General features: G+C 62.5%; 19 protein-coding genes and 1 pseudogene. 10 read left to right on the top strand and 10 right to left on the bottom strand.

The annotated features are described in order from the left end of the window. The first annotated feature begins 12 nt into the window (after positions 1 to 12). Both NE852_RS11510 and NE852_RS11505 read left to right on the top strand, forming a co-directional pair. Complete coding sequence (locus tag NE852_RS11510; protein ID WP_008525823.1) at positions 13 to 624, top strand: ABC-type transport auxiliary lipoprotein family protein; 612 nt, start codon at positions 13 to 15, stop codon at positions 622 to 624. A 147-nt stretch (positions 625 to 771) separates the two neighbouring features. Further along, positions 772 to 2,022: a sensor domain-containing diguanylate cyclase gene (locus NE852_RS11505; protein WP_258156532.1), complete on the top strand. Its 1,251-nt coding sequence runs from the start codon at positions 772 to 774 to the stop codon at positions 2,020 to 2,022. A 14-nt stretch (positions 2,023 to 2,036) separates the two neighbouring features. On the opposite strand, the gene NE852_RS11500 is transcribed toward NE852_RS11505, so the two are convergent. After that, a complete protein-coding gene (locus tag NE852_RS11500; RefSeq protein WP_052034552.1) occupies positions 2,037 to 2,855 on the bottom strand; it encodes a D-alanyl-D-alanine carboxypeptidase family protein in 819 nt (272 codons plus the stop codon). 422 nt (positions 2,856 to 3,277) lie between these two features. Between NE852_RS11500 and NE852_RS11495 the strand changes: the two genes are divergently transcribed. Continuing rightward, entirely contained in the window at positions 3,278 to 4,027 is a 750-nt protein-coding gene (locus NE852_RS11495; protein ID WP_008525830.1) for an aminoacyl--tRNA ligase-related protein, read from the top strand. 130 nt (positions 4,028 to 4,157) lie between these two features. Further along, positions 4,158 to 4,676: an AAA family ATPase gene (locus NE852_RS11490; protein ID WP_258156531.1), complete on the top strand. Its 519-nt coding sequence runs from the start codon at positions 4,158 to 4,160 to the stop codon at positions 4,674 to 4,676. A 10-nt stretch (positions 4,677 to 4,686) separates the two neighbouring features. On the opposite strand, the pseudogene NE852_RS11485 reads toward NE852_RS11490, so the two are convergent. Then, positions 4,687 to 5,153: pseudogene (locus NE852_RS11485) on the bottom strand (isochorismatase family protein). Between the two features lie 127 nt (positions 5,154 to 5,280). After that, positions 5,281 to 12,105 (bottom strand): hypothetical protein, encoded by a 6,825-nt coding sequence (locus tag NE852_RS11480; RefSeq protein WP_258156530.1) that lies wholly within the window; start codon positions 12,103 to 12,105, stop codon positions 5,281 to 5,283. A gap of 458 nt (positions 12,106 to 12,563) precedes the next feature. Here NE852_RS11480 and NE852_RS11475 point away from each other — a divergent pair, with 458 nt between their 5' ends. After that, on the top strand, positions 12,564 to 12,935 hold the full coding sequence (locus NE852_RS11475) for an Hpt domain-containing protein (protein WP_037171176.1): 372 nt from the start codon (positions 12,564 to 12,566) through the stop codon (positions 12,933 to 12,935). A 200-nt stretch (positions 12,936 to 13,135) separates the two neighbouring features. Further along, positions 13,136 to 13,456, top strand: a complete 321-nt coding sequence (locus tag NE852_RS11470) for a 2Fe-2S iron-sulfur cluster-binding protein (protein ID WP_003540151.1) — start codon at positions 13,136 to 13,138, stop codon at positions 13,454 to 13,456. A gap of 323 nt (positions 13,457 to 13,779) precedes the next feature. On the opposite strand, the gene NE852_RS11465 is transcribed toward NE852_RS11470, so the two are convergent. Continuing rightward, positions 13,780 to 14,406, bottom strand: a complete 627-nt coding sequence (locus NE852_RS11465; RefSeq protein WP_258156529.1) for a DUF922 domain-containing Zn-dependent protease — start codon at positions 14,404 to 14,406, stop codon at positions 13,780 to 13,782. A 101-nt stretch (positions 14,407 to 14,507) separates the two neighbouring features. Between NE852_RS11465 and folP the strand changes: the two genes are divergently transcribed. From folP to folK, 3 genes are read left to right on the top strand one after another with little or no spacing between them, the layout of a single operon-like run. Beyond that, positions 14,508 to 15,377 (top strand): dihydropteroate synthase, encoded by an 870-nt coding sequence (gene folP / locus NE852_RS11460; protein ID WP_008525872.1) that lies wholly within the window; start codon positions 14,508 to 14,510, stop codon positions 15,375 to 15,377. Beyond that, entirely contained in the window at positions 15,374 to 15,739 is a 366-nt protein-coding gene (gene folB, locus NE852_RS11455) for a dihydroneopterin aldolase (protein ID WP_008525873.1), read from the top strand. The genes folP and folB overlap by 4 nt, the downstream gene beginning before the upstream one ends. Further along, positions 15,732 to 16,250, top strand: coding sequence for a 2-amino-4-hydroxy-6-hydroxymethyldihydropteridine diphosphokinase (gene folK, locus NE852_RS11450; protein ID WP_008525874.1), 519 nt, complete (start codon positions 15,732 to 15,734; stop codon positions 16,248 to 16,250). The genes folB and folK overlap by 8 nt, the downstream gene beginning before the upstream one ends. A 54-nt stretch (positions 16,251 to 16,304) precedes the next feature. Here folK and NE852_RS11445 read toward each other — a convergent pair whose 3' ends face one another. The 4 genes from NE852_RS11445 to NE852_RS11430 all read right to left on the bottom strand — a co-directional run bounded on the left by NE852_RS11445 (position 16,305) and on the right by NE852_RS11430 (position 20,191). Then, positions 16,305 to 16,856, bottom strand: coding sequence for a hypothetical protein (locus tag NE852_RS11445; protein ID WP_008525875.1), 552 nt, complete (start codon positions 16,854 to 16,856; stop codon positions 16,305 to 16,307). 199 nt (positions 16,857 to 17,055) lie between these two features. Next, positions 17,056 to 18,135 (bottom strand): YcjF family protein, encoded by a 1,080-nt coding sequence (locus tag NE852_RS11440; protein WP_008525877.1) that lies wholly within the window; start codon positions 18,133 to 18,135, stop codon positions 17,056 to 17,058. Continuing rightward, positions 18,132 to 19,607, bottom strand: coding sequence for a YcjX family protein (locus NE852_RS11435; protein ID WP_008525879.1), 1,476 nt, complete (start codon positions 19,605 to 19,607; stop codon positions 18,132 to 18,134). Before NE852_RS11435 ends, NE852_RS11440 begins: the two co-directional genes overlap by 4 nt. 89 nt (positions 19,608 to 19,696) lie before the next feature. Next, positions 19,697 to 20,191 carry a histidine phosphatase family protein gene (locus tag NE852_RS11430; RefSeq protein WP_008525880.1) on the bottom strand — a complete coding sequence of 165 codons (495 nt, stop codon included), beginning with the start codon at positions 20,189 to 20,191 and terminating at the stop codon, positions 19,697 to 19,699. A 275-nt stretch (positions 20,192 to 20,466) separates the two neighbouring features. Between NE852_RS11430 and dksA the strand changes: the two genes are divergently transcribed. After that, positions 20,467 to 20,886, top strand: coding sequence for an RNA polymerase-binding protein DksA (gene dksA / locus NE852_RS11425; protein ID WP_008525884.1), 420 nt, complete (start codon positions 20,467 to 20,469; stop codon positions 20,884 to 20,886). Between the two features lie 58 nt (positions 20,887 to 20,944). On the opposite strand, the gene NE852_RS11420 is transcribed toward dksA, so the two are convergent. Both NE852_RS11420 and NE852_RS11415 read right to left on the bottom strand, forming a co-directional pair. Then, positions 20,945 to 21,580, bottom strand: coding sequence for a DUF1062 domain-containing protein (locus NE852_RS11420; RefSeq protein WP_008525887.1), 636 nt, complete (start codon positions 21,578 to 21,580; stop codon positions 20,945 to 20,947). A 396-nt stretch (positions 21,581 to 21,976) separates the two neighbouring features. Further along, on the bottom strand, positions 21,977 to 23,035 hold the full coding sequence (locus NE852_RS11415; RefSeq protein WP_258156528.1) for a flagellar biosynthetic protein FliO: 1,059 nt from the start codon (positions 23,033 to 23,035) through the stop codon (positions 21,977 to 21,979). Positions 23,036 to 23,275 lie beyond the last annotated feature (240 nt).

Here is a 23,275-nt window from a genome sequence, read left to right as displayed (position 1 = left end):
AGAGGTAGCCTAATGGTCGCATCGCATCTGTTGTCGCGCCGTTCATGGATCAGGGGAACGGCGATCGCGCTGCCGCTGACGGCGCTAATCCTTTCCGGGTGCGGCACGTCGGCCAAGAACGATACCTACGACCTGTCCGCCGCCGTTGACGGTGATGGACCCGCGGCCAAATCCCGCCAGATCCTGATCGCTGGGCCGACGGCGCTGAGGGCGCTCGACAGCGAGCAGATCGTCATCCGCGTGTCCTCCTCGGAAATACAGTACCTCTCGCGGGCGCAATGGGGCGACAAGCTGCCCCGCATAGTGCAGTCCAAGCTCGTGGAAGCCTTCGAGAACTCCGGCAAGCTTGGCGGCGTAGGCATGCCGGGGCAGGGACTGGCGATCGACTATCAGGTCGTCACCGATATCCGCTCCTTCGAGATCGACGCTTCCAACGGTAACCAGGCGGTGGTCGAAATTTCTGCCAAGATCCTCAATGACCGGAACGGCTCGGTGCGCGCCCAGAAGGTGTTCCGCGCCATGGCGCCGGCCGGCGGCAGCAATGACGGCTTCGTCAAGGGTCTCGACCGCGCTTTCTCCACGGTCGTCTCCGAGATCGTCAGCTGGACGCTGCGTTCAATCTGAACTTGAATTCTGCGGCAGCCCTGTTGACATCGGGAGTTGTCGGGCCTGAAAAATGTTTGACCCGATGACATCGGGGACGCCATCGTATTCAATTTCTTCACGAATTTGTGGAACGCATCATGTTATCGCTGTCAGGAGGCATGCTGCATGGTGGTCGCACGCGTATTCGGAAAGTCGTCATCGGAAGCGATCCAGCGCGAAAATGATCGGCTGGCCGCGCTGCAGCAGCTCGACCTTCTCGACACCCCGAGAGATGAGGGCTTCGAACGGATCGTACGTCTGATAAAGCAGATCTTTTCCATCGATATCGGCATCGTGTCGCTGATCGATGCGCACCGGCAATGGTACAAGGCCTGCTCCGGCCTAGCGGCTGACGAGGTATCTCTCGAAGACACGTTCTGCCGCTGCGTTGTGGATTGCGACGAGCCTGTCATCGTGCAGGATGCAAGCAAGGATCCTCGCTTTTCAAAGCATCCTTCAGTGACGGGCGATGACCATATTCGATTTTACGCCGGCGTGCCGCTCAGAACGAAGGCCGGCCACATGATCGGAACGGTATGCGCGATCGACCGCAGGCCAAGGTCGTTCAGCAGCAAAGATCTCGCCATTCTCGAGGAGTTGGCGGGGGCTGCGATGGACCGCATCGATCTCATGCAGTCTGCCGCCACCGACGGCCTGACGGAGGCGATGACCCGCCGCGCGTTCAAACAGGAAGCTGATCAGCTGATTTCGCTTGCCCTGCGGCACCAGCATGACCTTTCCTGCATCGTTTTCGATATCGACCACTTCAAACAGGTTAACGACACGCATGGGCATGCCGCCGGCGACGAGGTTCTCAAGGCGGTCGTATCGGTCTGCAAGACGGTCCTTCGCGTCGGCGATCTGTTCGGCCGTATCGGCGGCGAGGAGTTCGCAATCGTCCTTCCGCATGTCGACCGGGAAGGTGCGACCGCGGTCGCCGAAAAACTGCGAGCCGCCATCGCCTCCCAGCCGATTTTTGGCGAACATGGCGCTCTAAAGGTTACGGCCAGCCTTGGAACGTCGGCCCTTTCGATTGTCAGCAAGGACATCGAGACTCTGCTCGCCCAGGCGGATGCTGCAATGTATCAGGCTAAGCATGGTGGACGGAATCGCTGTGTATCCTGGAGTTCCATCCACGCCGATCATGCCATCGGCGCTCGACGGCGGGTGCTCAAGGCGGGTTCGATCATGTTCAACGACCGGCGCTCGACCATCGACTGCACCGTCAAATCCATCGGTTCGGGGAGCGCGGGCCTTTCAGTCTCGAATACGACGGGCATTCCCGCGGAGTTCATTCTCGCCATCAAAGGAGAAGGATTCGAGACGAATTGCAGGGTGATCTCCCAGGATCGGCAGCATCTCGAAGTGGCTTTTTGATAGACCGGCAGCGACTACTTCGTCGGCTGCGTATCGGTCATCGTCGCTCCCGGCTGGCTGGCGGCCGTGGCGGTGGTGGCCGATGGCGACGCCAGGTAGCTGTCCAGTAAGGCTGCCATCTTGTCGTCGCGGATGCTCGCCGTCTTTTCGCCCATGACGACACCGACCACGCGGCGGCCGTCCTTGAGCGCAGACGTCACGACATTGTAACCCGATGCATCGGTATAGCCGGTCTTGATGCCGTCGACGCCGTCATAGCGATACATCAGATTGTTGTGGCCGCGCAGCTTCATGCCGCGGAACTGGAAACCGCGCATGGAGAAGAGTTTGAATTCCTCGGGATAGTCCCGCATCAGCGAAACGCCGAGGGTGGCCATATCGCGCGCCGTCGTGACCTGCTCCGGATCCGGAAGGCCCGAAGGATTCTTGAAGACCGTATCCTTCATCCCCAGCTGGTGCGCCTTGTCGGTCATCGCTTTGGCAAAAACCTCTTCGGAGCCGCCGAGTTGTTCTGCGATCGCGACAGCCGCATCATTGGCGGAGAGCACGACGATTGCTTCGACGGCCTCACGCAGCGTCACCTTGCGGCCGGCGCCGACGGCAAGCTTGAAGGGCTCCTTGCTCTCGGCATTTTCCGACATGGTGAGCTTCTGATCCCAGGTCAGGTGTCCCTCGTGCAGGGCCTGGAAGGCAAGATAGAGCGTCATCATCTTGGTCAGCGAGGCCGGATAGTTCAGCTCGTCCTGATTGGAAGCTTCGAGCACCTGGCCGGACTGCACGTCCATGACGAAGCTTGCCTGACCGGCCTGAGCCAAACTGGAAGCGCCGAGCATGAGGACGGAGGAGAGAACGCTGGCAAGGAGCTGAGAAGTCTTCCTGATCGTCAATTTTACTGCCTTTGTCTTGGATGGTCGAATCCGCCATTCGCTTGAATTTAGCGCTTCGAAAAGGTTTGTGACGAAATGAAGGACAAGGAGCAACAAAAAAGGCTCGTCCACAGGCGATTCCCTTTGTCGCACCGTGCTCGGTTTTGACAATGATGTGCACTGCACGTAGAGAATGCACCATGAGCATGAAAAGCGCGCCTTTCTTCCGTCGTGACCGCACCTGCCTGCAGGCTGCGATCGTGCGCGCTTTTGGCGGACGAGGTCTCTGCGTCCTGCCGTGATGTACGGGCGCGATCGACGTCCGGCGCGCTGCTGGACGTAAAGCCCCCTTCACCACGCCAATCAAGGTTGCCAAGGAGACAGGCACCGTGCTCAATCTTTATCATGTCAATTCGCTCGTCCATTGGGAGGAGCGCGAAATCCGGCTGCGCGATCATATGATTGCCTTCTTCTCGGAAGAGGTCCGCGGCTTTCTCAGATCCGTCAATCCGGCCTGGGATGTCAGAAGGGTCGAGGCGCCGGCGCTGATGCCACGGACGTTGGTTTCAAGCGCCTATTCCAACGCCGACATTTGGGTCCAGGAGCAGCTTTCCGCCGGCGATGCCGCACTGGTGCTGAGGCCGGAAACCACGCCGTCCACTTATGCCTATATGCAGCATATTCTCGGGAATCATTCGAGGACGCGGCTGCCGCTCTGTGTCTGGCAGGCGGGCAGATCCTACCGCCGCGAACAGGAGCAGCCGACGAAGCACATGCGTCTGAAGGAGTTCTGGCAGCTCGAATTCCAATGCGCCTTCACGGCCGACAGCGGCAACGACTATCACGCCGCCTGCCTCGAGCCGGTACGCCGAATGATCGCGTCGCTGATCCATCTGCCGACCCGGGTCGTGCCGTCGGATCGGCTGCCTGCCTACTCCGAGATGACGATGGATATCGAGGTGGACAATGGCGACAAGTGGATGGAGGTCTGCTCGATCTCGCGGCGCACCGACTTTCCGCAGCGTTACCGGTCGCAGCCCAAGAAGGGAGCGGCCGTCGATCACGATGTCCTCGTGCTCGAAATCGCCATCGGTCTGGACCGCTGCGTTTACAATTGGGGCATAGCGGCCGATCGATAGGGCGCGAGGAAACCGGGGGCGCTGGGCGGCCCCGGTTTTCTCGACGAGTCTTTTCCCTCGTCGGCGCTTATCCTACAAGGGAACGGATCGTTGAGGCGTTGGCGGAAATTCACAAATGGAGGGATGGGCCATGCTGATTATCTTCGGCGGCTTGCCGGGTAGTGGAAAAACGACCGTTGCTCGCGCGCTCGCGGGGCGGCTGGGAGGCGTACATGTCAGGGTCGACACTATCGAGCAGGCGATCAGGGCCTCAGGCGACCCATCAAGGGACGTTGGCCCCGCAGGTTATGTCGTTGCATATGGGGTTGCGGAAGACAATCTTACCCTCGGGAGACTGGTGATTGCGGATTCGGTCAATCCCTTGGAGATAACCCGCGATGCTTGGCTGGCGGTTGCGGCACGCTCAAAGGTGCGTGCGGTCGAGGTAGAGGTGATCTGTTCCGACAAGATCGAACATCGCCGCCGCGTCGAGACGCGGAAAACCGATGTCGAGGGACTCGTCAAACCAACGTGGCAGGAGGTCGCCGACCGGGTGTATGACGATTGGCGGCAGAGGCCGATCATCGTCGATACGGCTGCGAGGGATGTGCAGGAAATCGTCGATACGCTGATTGTCGAGCTGAGGATCGATCGGCCGCTTCCGGTTTGAGTTGGTTCCTTTATGAAAAAGCAATATCGGCGGCGCGACGGACAGCCACGGTTGCTTTGCCAGCGTCGAAACCGTCGAGCGTTTCATTGTGGTGGGCGATGATTTCGGAGAAGGTCAGGCTCGCGGTATCGCCTGTCATGTGGCCATCGGCAATCAGCGTCACATCATAGCCGAGCGAAACGGCGCGCCTGACCGTCGTATCGACGCAGAACTGCGACATGCAGCCGCCGATGACGAGGTGATCGACCGAGCGTTCGACGAGCCGTTCGCCAAGGTCGGTCTCGAAGAAGGAGTCGGCGCTCTTCTTGCGTACCACGACCACGACCGGCACGCCGGCCTGTCTTGCGATTTCCTGCAGTGAGGCAAGCCGAGTGAGGGTCTCGTCGAGTGCGGAATCGATACGCGGCGGGCGCTCCGGAGTGCCCTTCCCGGAGAGAATGCATTCTGCACGTCGATGATGAGAAGAGCCTTGGTCATTTCCGGTGCCGTATTGAGGTGGTTCTCGGTTCCGCCTGCTCGGCGAACGAAAGCCGCTCGCCTTGTGAGGGAGCGGCTTTCAATTCGTTAGTCCAACTCGTCGACTAGTCCGATGGTTGCAAGTAGCTCAGCTGAGCCTGCCTGCTGCGTGGGCGAGCATGGTGTAGACCTTGCCGGTGTCCGAGGTGAGGTAGGACTGCGTCACCGTCCGGTTCGGATCAGTGCGGGCGACGTCGGCGAGGAGCTTTTCGAAATCGCCGATGTAGCGATCGACGGCGGTGCGGAATTCCGGTTCGCGGTCGTATTTGCGCTTGATCTCGTCGAAGGTCTGCTGGCCCTTCAGCGTGTAGAGCCGGCGGGTGAAGACGTCGCGCTCGCCGCGCTGGTAACGCCGCCAGAGATCGACCGATGCATCGTGATCGATGGCGCGGGCGATATCGACCGAGAGCGAGTTCAGCGATTCCACGACGTGGCGCGGATTGCGGGCGTCGCTGCTGCGTGCGGCAGGCGCCGTCTCGGCTGGGCGGGCCGGGGCGCGGGCGGGCGCCTCCTCGGCGGCTTCCTCACGCGATGCGCCGCGCAGGAGATCGCTGATCCAGCCGCCGCTTTCCGGCTGGGCCGGTTCTTGGCGAGTGGGCGCAGGCTGCGGAGCGGCACGCTGGGGAGCGGCAGCCGGTGCTGACGGAGCGATGGTTCCGCGCAGGCCCGTCGCTTCGATTGGCGGGCGTGCGGGCTGCTGCTGCTGGGCTGCGGCCGGCTGGGCGGGACGCGGGCCCGGCTGGGCCTGGGCGAGCGCCCGGGCGGCCGGTTCGGAGATCTCGAGCTGCTGGCTGGTGCGGCCGACGAGCTGGGAGATATCCTGCAGCGCCTTGATCTGCTCTGCGACGGCCCGGCGCATGGCCGAGGCGCTTTCCTTGGCTTCCTCGGGAAGGTCGAAGGCGCCGCGTTTCAGTTCGGCGCGGGTGGCGTCGAGTTCGTTGCGGATATCGGCGGCGGAGCGGCGGATGTCCTCGGTGGCGCCGGAGAAACGGCCGACGGCGTCATCAATCGCTTCGCGCAGCGCTTCCCGCATGTTCTGGGCGGCGCCGTCTGAGGCGCGGCCGGCTTCGCCGAGCATGCGCTCGACTTCCGACAGCGAGGCGGTAAGACCGCCGCGAATGCGATTGGAAAGATCGCCGGAACGGCGTTCGACATTGGCGAAGGTGCCGTCGATCGTCGTATTGGCCTCGTCGCCGGCGCGGGTGATCGCCTCGCGCATCGTCTCTGCCGCTTCCTGTGCACGCTTCTCGGTTTCGGTGAGAATGCGGCCGATATCGGCGAAGGAGGATTGCACGCCCTGGCGCAGATTGCCGGTGACCTGGTTGGAGCGTTGCTCTGCCCGCTCGAACACGGTCTCGATCATGGCGCCGAGGCCCTGCATGGTCCTTTCGATCTCGGCAGAGCGCTGGACGAGGCCGACCGAAAGGGTCTGCAGCGCGCTCTCGCGCTCTTCGAGCGTCGAGGCGAGATTGGACTGGGCGGCTCCGAGCAGCTGCGAGGCCTGGGTCAGGACCTTGGAGTGCTCGTCGAAGCGGCCGATGATACCGCCGACCTGGGACAGCGTCTGGCCGGAAATGTCGGAAAGGCGATCGACCTTGCCTTCGAGAAGCCTTGTTGAGGCCGAGACCATTTCGGCGGCCTTGGTGGCGGAGTCGGCAAAGCGCGTGGTGGTCTCGCCGAGACGGCCGTCGACGCTTGTCAGCTGCTCGGCGGCGCGGTTCATCATCATCGCCATCGCCGCACTGCTTTCCGACATGCGCTCGACCAGGCCGTTGACGTTGGCGACCAGGCTGTTTTCGATGGCGCTGACGGCATTGGCGACATTTTCGGTACGGGCGGCAACGGCGCTGGCGAGTGCTTCGTTTTCAGCACGCAAACGATCTGCACTGAGGTTAGCGGCCGCTGTGATGCGGGCGGCGGCCTGCTCGCCGGCATCTGTGTAGCGGTCGATGAGCGGGCGGGCGGTCTCGTCGAGGATGCGCGTCAGTTCGACCGAGCGGCCTGATAGCATCGAGTTGAGGTCGCGGGTGCGCTCCTCAAGCGTCGAGCGGATCGAATTGCCGCGCGCTTCAAGCGCCCGGTCGATGTCGGAGAAGGTCGTATCGATCTCGCGGGCACGCTCTTCGAGATTGGCGCGGATGGCGTTGCTGCGGGCTTCGAGCGCCCTGTCGACATCGGCCATGGTGGCGGAAATTTCGCTGCCGGCGCCCGAGAGCGTCGTGCGGATGGCATTGCCGCGGGCTTCCAGCGACTGGCCGGCATCCGACAGCGCCTTGGAGATGGCATTGACCTGGGTGCCGACGATGGTTTCGGCCTCGGCGACCTTGTTAACGATGGCGTTGCCGGCTTCCGAGAAGGTCTGCGCGACGGCAGCGGCCTGGCTTGCCAGCCTGTTCTGGGCTTCCGCAACCCGGGTGACGATCTGCGAGGAGCGCTCATCCATGGTGCGGGTGAATTCGTCGCTCTTGGCGTTCAGGTCCTCGGCGAATTGCTGGCCGGTCTTGCCGAGCAGTTCGGTGGTCCTCGTCGCTTCGCCTTCCATTCCCTGGGCCGCTTCGGCAACGGCGCTGCGCAGCGTCGAGGCGAGACCGGCGGCCTTGCCTTCGATGGTGCGATTGACCGCATCGAGACCGACGGTCAAGGCGCGATCCATGGTGGAGAGGCGTTCTTCGATGCGTGCATTGCCGCGGTCGAGGGTTTCGCCGAGGTTTGCCGTGCGGCCTTCTATGGCGCCCGTCAGGTTCGTGGTGCGGCTGTCCAGCGTTTCGGCCAGATTTGCGGTACGGCTGTCGATCGCCTGGGTGAGGGTCGCGGCACTGCCTTCGAGCGTGGCCGACAGGCGCCGACTGGCGTCGTCGCTCAGCGCGCCGAGACGGGAGATGCCGTCGGAAAGCACGCCGGAGAGCTGACCGCTTGCCGCTTCGACCTTTTCGGCAACGCCGCCGACGCCGTCACGGATGCGGTTCTCGATCGCCGCGAGGCCGGATTCCACCCGCGATCCAGTTTCTTCGAAACGGCCGGTCAGGCTTTCAACCGATTGGTCGAGATGAGCGGAGAAGCTCTGGGTGGAAGCCGAGATCGCGTTTGCCGCCTCCTGGAAGCGGCCGGCGATCTGGCCGGCGCCCGCATGCATGCGGTCTTCCAACGTTTGCGCGCTGGCATCGATGGCCTGGCGGATCGCAGCCTCGCGTTCCTCAAGCGACATCTCGAGCATGCTGACGCTGGTCGCTACCGATGTGCCGATGCTGGTCGCCTGCTCGGAGAGCGTATCGCTGATCAGCGCATGGGCCTGGTTGAGCGTCAGGTCGATAGCGTTGGTGCGCTCGTCGAGCGTCGTGCGGATGCGTTCATGGGCGGAGGCAAGCCCACCCTCGATGCGTGCCGCGGCCTCGTCGGCAAGGCCTCCGAGACGCGCGTGGGCATCGGTCAGGCGGCCTTCGATGCGGCCGGTCAGGCCGCCGATGATATCCTCGAAACGTGCGCTGCCGGCGTCGAGTGCACCGGCGAGAGACGCGCTATGCTCGGAGAGTGCGTTTTCCAGCCGCTGCTGGTTGTCGGTATAGGCGTTGCGGATCGCGTCGGTCTTGTCGGCGAAGGCGCCGGCGACGCGTGTCTCAGCGTTGGCGACGGCTTCCATCATGGAATTGCTGCGGGCTTCCAGAGCGCTGTCGAAGCGGCTCTGGTTGTCGTCGAGCGAAATGGCGAGCGCCATGGTCTTTTCGTCGAGCGCATCGGTGAGGCGGTCGTGGCTTGCGGCAACGGTGCTGACGATCGCGGCGGTGCGGTGCCCCAGCGATTCCTCGAGGCGGGCCTGACCTTCGTTCAGCGAAGCGGCAAGCGCATTGGCCTTCTGGTCGAGCACGCCGTTCAGGCGTTCATGCGTGCCGGAGACGGCATTGGTGATCGCATCGGCGCCTGTCGTCAGCGTCTCCTCGAGACGGCTCTGGCTTTCGTTCAGCGAAATGGCAAGCGCCATCGCGCGATCGTCGAGCGTTTCGGACAGGCGGTCGTGAGTGGCCGAGACCGCGTTGAGGAAGGACTCCGAACGGGTCTCCAGCGTGTCCTGCAGGCGGCTGTGGCCCTCGTTCAGTGAGGCGGCGATCTCCGATGCCTTCGTGTCCAGAGTTTCCGCGAGACGGTCATGCGTGCCGGAGACGGCCTTGAGGAAGGATTCGGAGCCGGATTCGAGCGTATCTTCGATGCGCGACTGGCTCTCATTGAGCGAGATAGCAAGCGCCATCGCCTTCTCATCCAGCGTCTCGGACAGGCGCTCATGCGTGCCGGAGACAGCGTTCAGCAGAGCAGACGAACGGGTTTCCAGCGTATCCTCGATACGTGCCTGGCTCTCGCTCAGGGAAATGGCGAGGGCCATTGCTTTCTCGTCGAGCGTTTCGGCAAGGCGGTCGCGTGTGCCGGAAATGGTGTTCAGCAGCGCTTCGGCGCGGGTTCCGAGCGCATCTTCGATACGCGCATGGCGTTCGTCGAGCGACGTCGTGAGGGCAGATGCCTTGCTGTCGAGCGTTTCCGACAGGCGGTCGTGGGTGCCGGAGACGGCGTTGAGGAAGGCCGCGGAGCGGGTCTCGAGCGTATCCTCGATACGGCTCTGATTTTCATTCAAGGAGATGGCGAGCGCCATCGCCTTCTCGTCCAGCGTCTCGGAGAGACGGTCATGCGTGCCGGAGACGGCGCTGAGCAGCGCCTCGGAGCGGGATTGCAGCGTATCCTCGATGCGGGCCTGGCTCTCGTTGAGCGAAATGGCAAGCGCCATCGCCTTTTCATCAAGCGTTTCGGCAAGGCGGTCATGGGTGCCGGACACGGCGTTGATGATGGCGTCGGAGCGGGTCGTCAGCGCTTCTTCGAAGCGGCCGTGATGGGTGGTCAGCGCATCGACGAGCGCGCCGCCGCGCTCTGCCATTACGCTGTCGATGCGGCTGTGCGCCGTGCTGACCGCCTCGGTAATTTCGGCTGCGCGTGCCGCAAGGACGCTGCTCAACTCCTCGGCGCGGCCGCCGAATGCAGACGTTACCTGTTCGGTGCCGGCGGCAACGGCGCTCGTCAGATCGGTCGTGGTGGTGCGCAGCGTATCGCGGAATTCGGCCGAGCGGGCCTGAAGATTGCTCTGCAGCTCGGAGCTGCCCGCCGTAAGCGCCTGCGCGATATCCGAGGTGGCGTTTTCCAGCGCCGTGGTCAGTTCGCCGGTGCGGCTGGTGAGGGCGGTGGTGATTTCTTCCGCCCGGGCGCCGAGCGTGCTTTCCAGCACTTCATGGCTGGTGGCAAGCGCGGTCGCAAGCGTCAGCGAATGATCGGTCATCGACGAGCCGAGACGGTCGATGCCGGAGCTCAGGATGCCGTCGATCGAATCCGAGCCGCCAGTCAGCGTTTCGTTGATGCGTGCCAGGCTTTCCATCAGCTTGGTGTCGAGCGAGCCGGTGCGCTTGTCGAAGGCGCTGGTGAATTCGGCGACGCGTTCGTCGAAGGCGGTAGACAGCTGTGCGACTGTCGTCTGCAGCCGCTCTTCGAAGAAGCCGGAACGCACGTCGAGATCCATGACGGCGTCGTCGGCGGTAGACTGCAAGCTCTGGCGGAAGCTTGCGCCCTTTTCGTCAAGCGCGCTGTTGAGCTTCGACAGCACGTCGTCGAGAGTGCCGCCGATGGTGCGTTCGCCAGATGTCAGGCTCTCGTTTATCTCGCGGGTGCGGGAGATCAGGATCTCGTTGAGCTGGTGCGTGCGCTCGTTCAGCGCCGCATTCAGCTTTTCGGTGCTGCTGTCCATCGTCGAGGCGCGTGTCTCGAACTGGCTGAGCAGCCTTTCGCCATGTTCGTTGAGATTGACCGAGAGCGCTTCGAGGCGGTTGTCAAATTCGGTGGCAAGCGCAAAGCCGGATGCGTTCAGCGTCTGGAGCAGGCTGTCGGTCTTGGCGGCGAGCAGGCTGCCCATTGACTGCAGGGCGTTGTCGGACTTTTCCAGGATCGTCGCTGCGCGCGTATCGATGAGCGAGGCAAAGGCTTCGCCTGACGTGGCGAGCCGCACCGCGATTTCTTCGGTCGCGAGCGACAGCTCTTCCTTCAACTGATCGTGGACACTGCCGATCGAGGTGCGGATGCGGTCGGCATGGTTGACGATCGCTTCGCGCTCGGAGCCGAGTTCGTGGACGAGGCCGCGCACGCGCAGCTCGTTATCGGCATAGGAGCGTTCGAGCGCGTTGACCTCGGAATGGACGAGCGTTTCCAGCTCGGAGGCGCGCGCGATGGTGCGCTCGATGCCTTCGTTCATGGCCGAAACTTCGCGGCGCACGGCCTGGCCGACGGTCATGATGCGCTCGGAGGCGATGGTCTCAGGCTCGGCAAGGCGCAGTGCCACCTCCGCCATGGAGCGGGCGGCGTTGCGCATATCCTGGGCGCGAGAGATCATGATGGCGAAGGCGTAGAACATCATCACGGGAATGATGATGCCGACGAGGCCGGCGATGACGCCGGGCAGGGCGACGAGATCTGCGACCGAACGGATCTGCCAGATATGCGGCGAATAAAGCAGCGACATCAGGCCGAGGCCGGCCATGACCCAAAGTACGGAGAACAGGGTGGCGGTGCGCACCGCCGAGCGGCTGGAGGCGCCGTCGAAGGATTTCAGGATCGAAGCTGGTGTATTGCGGCTGGCATCGTTGGCCGGTGCGAAGGCCGGAGCTCTGGAGGCTTGCTCGCCCGTGGCGCTGCGGCGGTTGCGGCGCTGCGCTTCTTCCTGGGCCTGCTGGTTACGCGCATTCGATGGGTCAGACACATTAGCCTCCGGGGCCTCAGGCGCGCTGCCGCGGCGAGACGGCACGGTTTCCTTGCCGAAGTCGATCTGGAGCGCTTCGTCCAATGCCTTGAACGCTTTGTCCTCGATTGACTCATTATATTTGTTGTTCGCCATTCGTATGCCTCGTTACTGTCAGCCAGTCGGCGACGCATCCCGGACTTCCGCCTCACCCGGGAACAACTTTGCCGTTCCAGCCCTCCATCCCAACGAGGACGGATAAGCATGTCATTTCAGAGTAGATAGCCGCTTTTTCAAACGGAAGGTATCAAAACACTACCATTATCCACTCGCTCGGCAAAGGCGCGTACCATAAACCCGCCCCACCAGTATCGTAGTGACACATCTGGGCTCTTCGCACAATTAATGAAGGCTTGAGATTCATCGCGCGTTAACCTGTTGTTAACATCTTTGAATCCAGGGAGGTGCTTAAAAACCAATAATTTAGGGATGTTTAACCGATATTAACCATATAGTGAGATTTCCGCCCGCGGTGTGCCGGAATTTAACGGGATGGCCACCCTGTCGTCGCAGAACTGTTGCAAGTGCGGGTGATGAGCGACGGAGATTGGGACATGGCAGCATTGAGTATCGTATTCGAGGCGCCGGACAATGGAAAGGGACCCTGTCCCTCCAAGGCCCGGCCGATCGATCTGGTCCATCTCGCAAAACAGACGATGGGCGACAAGACTTTGGAAATCGAAGTCCTTCAGATGTTTGCGCGCCAGGCGCGCGCATGCCTTCAGGACATTGCCAGCGGAGAAACCAGCCGCGCCGGCGCGGCCGCACATCGGCTGAAGGGGGCCGCAAGCTCAGTTGGCGCGTTCCGCGTGTCGGAGACGGCGGAAGCCATCGAGGAGAACGGCACCGATGCCGGCACGATGGCAGCGCTTGGCGCCGCCGTCATCGACGCCGAGAATTTCATCCTGAAGCTCTGCCGCGGCTGAGCTGCTTCCATGTACCGTTTCACGAGGCCCGTTGTTTCATTGCGAAACCACGGGTCTTTTTGCGACGTTCGATATGACGCTTTGAAGACGGCGGGCAAAGGCCCGATCTGCGAGGCTATGACCGATTTCCCGATGTTGACTGACGCGTCGAATTATCGGAAGAAAATCCGCCGACCCACTTGAAGACCGGAATAATCCTGATGCCCAAACTTACCATCGTCGCCTTCGACGGCACGCGCTTCGACCTCGACGTCGACCAAGGCTCCACCGTGATGGAAAACGCCGTGCGCAATTCGGTGCCCGGCATCGAAGCCGAATGCGGCGGCGCCTGCGCCTGCGCGACCTGTCACGTCTATGTCGACGAGGAATGGACGGAGAAGGTCGGCCAGCCGGAAGCGATGGAAGAGGACATGCTCGACTTCGCGTTCGACGTGCGCCCGACCTCGCGGCTATCCTGCCAGATCCGCATGAAGGCCGTTTATGACGGGCTCGTGGTGCACGTGCCTGAACGACAGGCCTGACGCGCGCCGCGCTCGACGGCGATCGCCGACCAAAACCCCAATGGCACAAAAAAGACGCCTCGCGCGCTGGTGCGAGCGAGGCGAGGCGGGCGCATTACCAACGGATGAGGGAGGAACATCCGCGGCTTCGGAACGCGCCAGGAGAACCCAGCGATGAAAGTGCAGATGCCGTACCTGAACTTTCGAATGTGTTCATATTAACGCGTTCCGGTTGAGTCTGCCAGAATGAAAAATGACCATTAATTCGCTGGGGAGCACACAAGTTTCGCACAGGTTTCATTGTGCAGCTAAGCTTCTCTGCTCGCAGTCCGCTTGAAAAAGCCTTACTTTGCGCCGGTCCGACCGTTGATTCGATTTTTCAGCAACCTCAGCATACGCCTCTGAAAATTGACGGCCTCGACCCGGTCGAACTGCGCCTGCAACTGGTCGTGCTCGTCTATACCGCGAGCTGATTCGTTGGAAACGAGCTCCTGCATCGCTTCACAGCTGCGCTGCGGCGGCAGGGCGCGGATGGCGCGCTCCATGGCACGGGCCTGATTGCGGGCGATCTCGGCATGGTGCTCCTCATGGCGCTTGATATCGCTCGACAGTGCATCCCAGATCAACGACAGCTCCTTGCTCGCGCCCTTGCGGCTGCTCCAGCGCGGCAGGATGATCTGAGTGTGGACGGTAACCTTGACGTTGCCGACGCGGCAGCGCCCGGCATCCTGGATATAGGTGGCTTCGCCGCCGAAGCGGATCTTGGTCGCGCCGGGATGGCGGGCCGAGGAGCCGCTGGAGGTCGGACCACGCCGGCTGAGTTCGCGGTCCAGCTCATCCGCGGTGTTGCCGCGAATGTCGAAATAGGAATAGCTTTTCGATGCGATCACTTCGGCCGCGGCCGGGCCGCAGACGGAAAGACCAATGGAAAAGACCATGGGAAGGACCATATTACGCACTGCAAGTGGCATTCTGAACGCAACCCGTGTTGAAATCGACGGGAGCTTGGGGCATAGCCACCGCAAGCGCAATATCGGATGACGGTTTTTTCGTCATCAATGGGATAAGTCTGGTGACAGGGCTCGAAGGCATTTTATGGCGCGTCGCCCATGGCCGTGAGATCGAACTCGGCCGTCGTTCGACGATCATGGCGATCATCAATGTGACGCCGGACTCCTTTTCGGACGGCGGACGCTTCGAAACCGTCGATGCGGTCGTCGAGCATGCGCTGCGGGCGGCGAGCGAGGGTGCCGCGATTATCGACATTGGCGGCGAATCGACCCGGCCGGGCGCTGCATCGGTCAGCCCTTCCGAGGAACAGGCGCGCGTGCTGCCCGTCATCGAGGCGCTGCGTGGGCGCACCGAGGCGCTGATCTCCATCGATACCTATCGCGCAGAGACCGCGCGGCTTGCGGTCAGCGCCGGCGCCCATATCGTCAACGATGTGTTCGGGCTTCAGAAGGAGCCCGATATCGCCAATATCGCTGCGGCGACCGGGGCCGGGCTCTGCATCATGCATACCGGCCGTAACAGGGCGAAACTTCCCGATGTGATCGCCGACCAGGTGCATTTTCTCAGACAATCGCTTGCAATCGCCGCCGCCTCAGGTGTCAACAGCGACCGCATCGTACTCGATCCGGGCTTCGGCTTCGCCAAGGAGACGGCGGAGGAGAACCTGGAGCTGATGGCGCGGTTTTCGGAACTTTCCCGCTTCGGCCTGCCGCTGCTGGCCGGCACGTCGCGCAAGCGCTTCCTCGGCACGGTGACGGGGCGCGAGGCGCCGGACCGGGACGCGGCGACGGCTGCATCGAGCGCGCTGCTCAGGCTTCAGGGAGCTGCGGTTTTCCGCGTGCACAATGTCGCAATCAACAGGGATGCGCTTGATATCGCCGATGCTATGCTGAATGCGCGCCAGGAATTCGAGAGGAAGCGGCCGACATGACCACCTACACGATCACGCTGCAAAACTGCGCCTTCTTCGCGCGCCATGGCGTGCATGACGAGGAGGAATTTCTCGGCCAGCGCTTCTTTGTCGATGCCGAACTCGATGTGGTCGCGGGCGAGGCGCTGGAAAGCGATTCGATCAACGATACCGTCAATTACGGCATCGCCTTTACCGTGATCGAGGAAATCGTCACGGGCAAGCGGCGCTATCTGATCGAGGCCTTGGCGCTCGATATCGCCAAGGGCCTCTGCCAGACGTTCCCGCAGGTCCGCAGAGCCAAGATCACGGTGCGCAAGCCGAATGCGCCAGTGCCCGGCGTGCTTGATTTCGTGCAGGTGAGCGTTGAGCACTTTGCCTGAGGCCGCTTTTCAATCGGCAACCCTCGGCCTCGGCGGCAATATCGGCGATCCCGTGCAAGCGATGGCGGCTGCGCTGCAAAGGCTGGACGCGCGGAATGACTGCCGCGTCTCGGCCGTCTCGCGGCTCTATCGCACGCCGCCCTGGGGCAAGACCGATCAGTCGTTCTTCTTCAACGCCTGTGCCGCCGTCGAAACCCGGCTCGATCCGGAGGCATTGCTCGATGTCTGCCTGTCGATCGAGCGCGAGATGAAACGTGAGCGCATCGAGCGCTGGGGGCCCCGCACGCTCGATATCGACGTGCTGACCTATGGCGACGTCGTTCAGGATGCGCCGCGGCTGGAATTGCCGCATCCCCGCATGACCGATCGCGGTTTCGTGCTGATGCCGCTTGCCGATATCGCCGCCGGTCTCGTCGTCAGGGGCAGGACGGTCGGCGACTGGCTTGATGATGCCGACGTGACGGGCATCGAAATTGCGGACGAGAGTTGCGATTGGTGGCTCAGGGGTTGAAACGGAAAACGGCGGGAGACCCGCCGCTTCAGGAAAATCCAGGGGAGTCAGCGACTACTCTATGGAGCCGACGGCCATTTCGTCGACCTGGCGGGTCAATGTCAGGCCGATAACGGGAATCATCTGGCTTTCGACCTTGACCGAGACCGTGACGTTCATCGTCTTGTCGTCGCGTATGCGGGCGATCATTGCGCCATTCAGCTTGGCGCGATTGATGCCGACGACGACGGTATCCTCGGTGACGGCGCCGGAGACCACGTCGAGGCCCTTGCCGGCGGCGCCATCAAGGAACTTGCCCTTGTAGGTGGATCCGGACTGCGAGATGACCGCGGTCATCGGCTGCTTGAAGACTCCGACGCGGCAGGTGCCGTCGAGCTTGATGCCGGCGGTATCGTCGCCTGTAGGCTCACCGATCAGGTTGCAGGTGAACTTCGTACCCTTGTATTTGCCGGCGACGATTTCGCCCGGGCCTTTCCAGGAGCCGGTGACGGATTCGAAGAAGGCCTTGTCACGGGTCGCAGCGGTGGCTGCCGGAGCGACATCTGCGACGGGAGACAATGCCGCGGCGGCCAAGCCGCATACGAAGAGAAACTTGCGCGAATACATGGATTTTCCTTGGCAAACACCACTCACGAATTGGACGTAAGTTTTGCCGAATAATGGTTAATCCTTCCTTTCGATCCTGCCCGAATACGAGGCGATACGAAGCTTTCAAGCGGCGTGTATTTTAATAATGTGCCACTACAGCTTTGAATCTGCTGGAATTTCTCCTGCCTCCCGCTAGGGAAGGCGAAAACTCCGTCGTTTAAGGATTGTTGCCGCGCGGTGACATAGAGGGCGTGAGATCGCCGATGAAATCACCGATTCCCGGTCGTTTCAGGGCACGGAAGGTGAGCGGACGGCAGAGATCCATCGCCGCGATTCCGATGCGGGCGGTCATCAGGCCGTTGATGACGCCTTCGCCGAGTCGGGCCGAGAGCTTGGAGGCGAGCCCGTGGCCGAGCACCTGCTGGACGAGGCTATCGCCGACGGCGATCGAGCCGGTGACGGCAAGATGGGCCAGCACGTCGCGCAGCAGGCGGAACATGCCGAGCGTGCCGGGACGGCCGCCGTAGAGCTCGGCCATGGCGCGGATGAGGCGCACGGCCTCGTAGAGGACATAGAGCAGATCGACGACGGCGCGCGGGCTGACGGCGGTGACGATCGAGACGCGCTTGGAGGCATTGACGATAAGCGCGCGCGCCTTGCGGTCAAGGGGAGCGAGCAGTTCCCGTTCGGCAAGGGCGATCAGATGCGGGGCGTCGATGACCTCGCCCTCGGTCGCCTTCAGCGTCGCGCGGCCCTTCGACGTTTCGGCATTGGCCGACAGCAAAGCGGTGAGGCGCGAAACGACCGCACGCGCCTTTGCCGGGCGGGTTTCGAGGATCGCAGCCTCCGCTTCGGCCTTGATCGTCTGCACGGCTGCTAGCCGCATCATGCCCGCGGTCTCGCGGATGACGAGGGCAATCACGGCGAGGATGCCGACAGCGAGCACGGCGAGGGCCGCGTAGCCCAGCCAGTCGGCGCGGGTGAAGAGATCTCGGATCAGGCTGTCGGTCCAGAGACCGACGCCGAGCGACAGAAGGATGCCGAAGGCCCCGGCTGCGATCTTGCCGAAGGAGGTTTTCCGCCTGCGCGGCGTTGCGACCGGCGCGGCACTCAGATCCTTGTCGGGATTGAGGAAGGGATCGTCCTCGTCAGGGGTGATGACGATATGCTCGGAGAAGCTTTCCGGCCTGCGTCGCTGTTCTGTCTGCCGGCCGTTATCGCGCGGCTCCGTGGCCTCGTCCTCATAGGTGAAGGCGGCGGGCGGACGGCGCGGCGGACCGGATGGGGGCTTGCTCATGCGAGACGGTCTCCGAACAGGAACTGCATGGCGCGGTCGAGGCGGATATGCGGCACGGAAAGCTTGATCCCGCCGCCGGTTTCCTCGAGATGCGGCGGGCGGAACCTGACGACATTGACGTCGGGCAAGGGCTCGCCGGCCTCACCCGAGGCGATGCGGGCAAACAGGCTTTCCGGATCTTCCGGCAGGTCGCCGGGGAAGATCGCCGTTTTTCTCTGACCGTCGAAACGCTCGGTCCCGATGGTCTCACCTTCCATCGGCGTACCGACGATGACGGGCAGCTCATGACCATTGCGCTTGACGGATGCCTCGCGAGTGGCGCGCACCGAGGCGAGCGCCATTACGTCGATGCCGGCGCCGGCCATACCGATGCGGGCGATGGCGCGATCGACGAGGCGGCGGGTCAGCGCGTCGAGCCGGTCGTGGCTTTCATGGTGGAGATGATCGGCTTTTGTGGCGGCGACCAGCACGCGGTCGATTCGGCGCCCGAGCAGTGAGGAAAGCAGCGAATTGGTGCCGGGACGGAAGCAGGCGAGCACATCGGTCAGCGCGCGCTCCAGATCCTGCACGGCTTCGGGACCGCGATTCATCGCCTGCAGCGCGTCGACCAGCACGATCTGGCGATCGAGCCGGGCGAAGTGTTCGCGGAAGAAGGGTCTGACGACGATCGATTTATAAGCCTCGTAACGGCGCTCCATCATCGCCCAGAGCGAGCCGCGGCCGGCATGCCCTTCCGGCGGCAGGGCGAGCGGCGCGAAGGTCAGCGCCGGCGAACCTTCGAGATCGCCGGGCAGAAGCAGGCGGCCGGGTGGCAGGGTGGAAAGCGAGCGTTCGTCGGCCTTGCAGGCCTTTAGGTAATCGGCGAAGGCGTTGGCGAGGTCGCGGGCGACCATCTCGTCGGCGTCGGCATGGATATTGGCGGCACGCGTAAGCGCCAGCCAGCCGTGCGACAGCTCGGAGCGGATGCCGGTTTCGGCGAGCGCGATCGTCTCCTCGCTGAATGTGCGGTAGTCCTTGCCGAGGAGCGGCAGGTCGAGCAACCATTCGCCGGGATAATCGACGATATCGATCGACAGCCTGCCAGGGGAAAACAGGCGGTTCCAGCCGCTGGCGCTCTGATAATCCAGCGTGATTCGCAGCTCGGAGATGGCGCGGGTCGAATCCGGCCATATCCGATCCTTCACCAGCGACCGGATATGATCCTCGTACTGGAAGCGCGGCACGGCATCGTCCGGCTGCGGCTCCAGGCGCACGGCCGAGACGCGGCCCGACTGCACCGGCTCGAACAGCGGCAGGCGGCCGCCATGCAGCAGATTATGAACCAGCGAAGAAATGAAGACGGTCTTGCCGGAGCGGGAGAGGCCGGTGACGCCGAGCCGGATGGTCGGATTGACGAGGCCGCTCGCCCGGTCGGCGAGATTATCCAACGCGATGCGGGCGTCGTCGGCAAGGGATGTCAGGCGTGGCGGCAAGGCGCGATTCCGGTTGGTGACTGCCGGCAATATAGGAAGGACGCGACGCCCGAAAAAGAAGCGGCGCGCTTTTGCTTGAAGTGCCAGATTCAGACGACCACGAAATCGGTGAGACGCCAGGCGGAGGCGGAAGCGTCGAAATCGATGACGGCGAGGCCTGATGTCGGAAAGCCGCCGGGCAGGGCGCTGACCATGGCCTCGTGGCCGATCAGCGCTTCCAGCACCTGCTCCATAGTCGGATTGTGGCCGACCAGCATGACGGCGGCCTCATCCTGTGCATCGACGATTTCGATATAATTGTCGACCGTGGCGTTGTAGAGCGTATCGACATAACGCACGTCGAGGGTCAGGCCCATCGCCCGGTGGACCGCATCGGCGGTGTCGCGACAGCGCAGCGCCGTGGAACTGATCAGGAGATCGGGGCGGTAGCCCTTGTCGGCGGCCTTATCGGCGATGACCTCGGCATCGCCAAAGCCCTTTTCGCTGAGCGGCCGATCGAAATCGCGCTGTCCGGGTTCGGCCAAGGCGGCCTGGGCGTGACGCAGGAGATAGATGCGGTTGGGCGGAGGCAAGGGTACGGTCATGGTCAAAATCCAGGATCGAGCGGGTCTTTTCAGTATCGGTTGCAATCCGTCGCCGTCAACCGCCAGCCACGCGGCGGCTGCCCAAAACGCGACTGACAACACGGCGTTTTGAAGGCGAAGCAAAAAACGACAGCCGGAATAATGGTGAGAAAATAGACCGTTAGCCGAAAATTGTAACAGATTTAAAAATCTGTTTACCTGTCGTATTTGGCTTGAATCGCGGATAGCGCTTGGGATATACAGCCCGCCATGAGATGTTCTTCAGGAGAATCGCGTTGAGTGAGAAGATCGATCTTAGCAATTACGTTCCCTCGGAAGAGGAAGAGTTCATGAACGTAAACCAGCGTGCCTACTTCAGGGCAAAGCTGGTCGCCTGGAAAAACGATATCCTTAGAGAAGCGCGCGAAACGCTCGACCATCTGGCCGAGGAAAGCGCAAACCATCCCGATCTCGCCGACCGTGCGTCATCGGAAACAGACCGGGCGATCGAACTTCGCGCCCGCGACCGCCAGAGAAAGCTGATTTCCAAGATCGACGCCGCGTTGCAGCGCATCGAAGACGGCACCTACGGTTATTGCGAGGAAACTGGCGAACCGATCGGCCTCAAACGTCTCGACGCCCGCCCGATCGCAACGCTGTCGATCGAGGCGCAGGAACGCCACGAACGTCGCGAAAAAGTCTATCGCGACGAATAACGGTTTTCATGCAGGCATGAGATAGAGGCGCCGCGATCCACTCGCGGCGCCTTTTCGTTTATGCCGGGTCTCCCGTCGCCAGAGGTTTCCACGATTGTTCGCGGTCGGCCTCCCCGGCGAGGTCAGCCACAACAAGAATCCCGTGTTTGATCCGCCGCCGCATGACGTCGGCATGGTGTGGATCCGTTCGAAGCATGCCATCCTCGTGCAGAGCCTGCAGCCTGGAGCGAGAAAGCTTCAGTTCGGAGGCCAGCAGACGATCGAGACGTGTTCTGATCGGAAACGGAACCGAGAGTTCGATTTCCAAATGCGTCCACTCGGCCGTTTCGCGCTCGATCTGCTTGGCGATTTCGAAGTCGGCGAACTCGTCAACGCGCTGCGACCTGCGTCGAAGAGCGTCGAGATTGAAGGTTTCCGCCCTGATCCATTCCAGATCGTTGGATTGCAGCGCGTCGAGCGTCACGGGATCGATGTCGCGAACGTTGCGACGTTCAAGGAGCGGCCGGTTCCATGTCTTGTCGCATGTCAGGCATTTGTAGATAAGCCAGGCATCCAGCTTGCGGCCGTTGGCGTTGAGCCGGATTTTGTCGCTGGATTGGAATGCTTTGAGACCGCCGCATCCCCCGCATGCAATCCAGGGCTGGGGTGGCGTCTTGGCTATGATGGTCCATCGGACCCGAAGCGTCTTGCACATGTCGTCTTGGTCTTCCCTTCGGAAGTCCACCAAGATGGTGCATGAGAAAACCCTCGCGGGCACGGCGTGGCTATGTCTTGGGCGGCTGAAGAGCTGAGGCAGGGGAGCTGCACATGGCACAATAGAACAATGCCAAACCGGTCTCTCGCCACCACCCGATGAACATGGTCATACCCAGACAGCGCATCGCTGTCCTGAAGTACGGGTGAAACTGGAGTGAGACCGGTATTTACTTAGGCAAAGTGAACCTCGGTGCGCCAACGCTCTTCAACTGTAGGGATAGCAAATGAACGGCGCGAGAGGGAGTCCCCGACATATTCAGAGACAGAAAAGCCGCATTCCTGCGGCTTTTATGCAACTTGCAGCTGGAGCGTTGCGGCGAACCGGCGCGCTCCCTTACTTGTCGCGGTTGACACTCATTTCACCGAAGATACGGGCGACTTCTTTTTGCAGCTCGGTATCAGCGCCGGTGATCGGTGCCATCTCGGGGTCGCGGCGCGGCAGGTTGCCCGGCTGCCCCGGCTGCGGTGTCGTTTGGCGAGGCGGCTGATTTGCCGGGGCCGGCACGATGCGTTCGGCAGTCAGGTTATTCGACATCTCCTGTTCCAGCACGCGCTGGAAGTCACGTCGGATCGCTGCCGATTGCGCCGCCGCATCGTCCACGACCTCGGTCGTGCGCGCGGCTGCCGGCATGTCCTGGGAAGGCGGGGCGGAAACCTCAGGCTCGATGCGCTGCTGCGGCAGCACGCGCTGGCGGGCGGCATCGAGGATTTCGGCCGCACTGGCGGCATCCCGGAACGACGCGGGCTGCGGTGCTGGAGGAGCGGCGGGACGCTCCGGCAGACGCGGCTGCGGCGGGGCAGCACGCAGCGGAATGTCACGTTCGATGGAAGGAGAAGTCGCCACAGGGGGAATCACGGGTTCTGCAGGAAGCGGGCTCGTGGCGACGGGCGGTGCGGCGATCGGCTGGACCGGCGGTTCGGGCCGCGGGCGCGGTTCCGGCGAGACCGGCGTAGAGAAGGCAGGTTCTGCGGCCGGCTCGACGCGGGCTACTACCGGCGGACGGGGCGAAGCAAGGGGCAGCGTATCCGGTCGTGCGGCTGTTATCGCCCGCTGCTCTACCGGTTGCTGGCTAAAGACGCTTTCCGGCTGTTGCGCCGCCTCGGGCAGGATGCGGCTTTCAATGACGATGTCTGTGGGGCCACCGATCATGATCAGGTGCTCGACGTCATCGCGGCGCACCAGCACCAGCCGGCGGCGGGTATCGACGGCGGCGGCGTCCAGCACCTGCAGGCGGGGCTGGCGGTTGCGGCCGCCGCGCACGAAGGGCGAGGGCGCGCGGTTGCGGATCACCCAGAGAACGAGGATGAGCAGGAGAAGCGCCAGGCCGACGCCACCGGCCGCAAGCAGGAAACGACCGCCATAAGCTCCGACAACATCCTCGAACATAGTCACTCACTCCATTTCACATTTGGCACATATTGACGACTTTTCCGTTCCTTAGGCAAGGGCCGCCGGTTTTGTCCAGTCACGTGCAAACGCGATTTCGTGTTGTGCCGGGTCGCGCCTGCCGGCCTTATGCCTTTACCGGCAATGGTGGCGGACTCCGGGGCCAGATGGCGCTCTTGCCTGTGAATTCAAGCAGTCTTGCCTGCTACCGCTGTTTTTGCCGGCGTGGCAAATTGCTAAGAAGGA

Origin of the sequence: Rhizobium sp. Pop5, assembly GCF_024721175.1 — a bacterium.
Classification (GTDB): Bacteria; Pseudomonadota; Alphaproteobacteria; order Rhizobiales; family Rhizobiaceae; genus Rhizobium.
Note: the sequence above shows the minus strand (reverse complement) of the source record. Positions and strands in the feature narration are given on the sequence as shown.

Bases quoted from the DNA above. Each gene is read 5' to 3' on its own strand.
- NE852_RS11510 (WP_008525823.1), top strand. From the start codon at position 13: ATGGTCGCATCGCATCTGTTGTCGCGCCGTTCATGGATCAGGGGAACG.
- NE852_RS11505 (WP_258156532.1), top strand. From the start codon at position 772: ATGGTGGTCGCACGCGTATTCGGAAAGTCGTCATCGGAAGCGATCCAG.
- NE852_RS11500 (WP_052034552.1), bottom strand. From the start codon at position 2,855: ATGCTCGGCGCTTCCAGTTTGGCTCAGGCCGGTCAGGCAAGCTTCGTC.
- NE852_RS11490 (WP_258156531.1), top strand. From the start codon at position 4,158: ATGCTGATTATCTTCGGCGGCTTGCCGGGTAGTGGAAAAACGACCGTT.
- NE852_RS11480 (WP_258156530.1), bottom strand. From the start codon at position 12,105: ATGGCGAACAACAAATATAATGAGTCAATCGAGGACAAAGCGTTCAAG.
- NE852_RS11475 (WP_037171176.1), top strand. From the start codon at position 12,564: ATGGCAGCATTGAGTATCGTATTCGAGGCGCCGGACAATGGAAAGGGA.
- NE852_RS11470 (WP_003540151.1), top strand. From the start codon at position 13,136: ATGCCCAAACTTACCATCGTCGCCTTCGACGGCACGCGCTTCGACCTC.
- NE852_RS11465 (WP_258156529.1), bottom strand. From the start codon at position 14,406: ATGCCACTTGCAGTGCGTAATATGGTCCTTCCCATGGTCTTTTCCATT.
- folB (WP_008525873.1), top strand. From the start codon at position 15,374: ATGACCACCTACACGATCACGCTGCAAAACTGCGCCTTCTTCGCGCGC.
- NE852_RS11445 (WP_008525875.1), bottom strand. From the start codon at position 16,856: ATGTATTCGCGCAAGTTTCTCTTCGTATGCGGCTTGGCCGCCGCGGCA.
- NE852_RS11440 (WP_008525877.1), bottom strand. From the start codon at position 18,135: ATGAGCAAGCCCCCATCCGGTCCGCCGCGCCGTCCGCCCGCCGCCTTC.
- NE852_RS11430 (WP_008525880.1), bottom strand. From the start codon at position 20,191: ATGACCGTACCCTTGCCTCCGCCCAACCGCATCTATCTCCTGCGTCAC.
- NE852_RS11420 (WP_008525887.1), bottom strand. From the start codon at position 21,580: ATGTGCAAGACGCTTCGGGTCCGATGGACCATCATAGCCAAGACGCCA.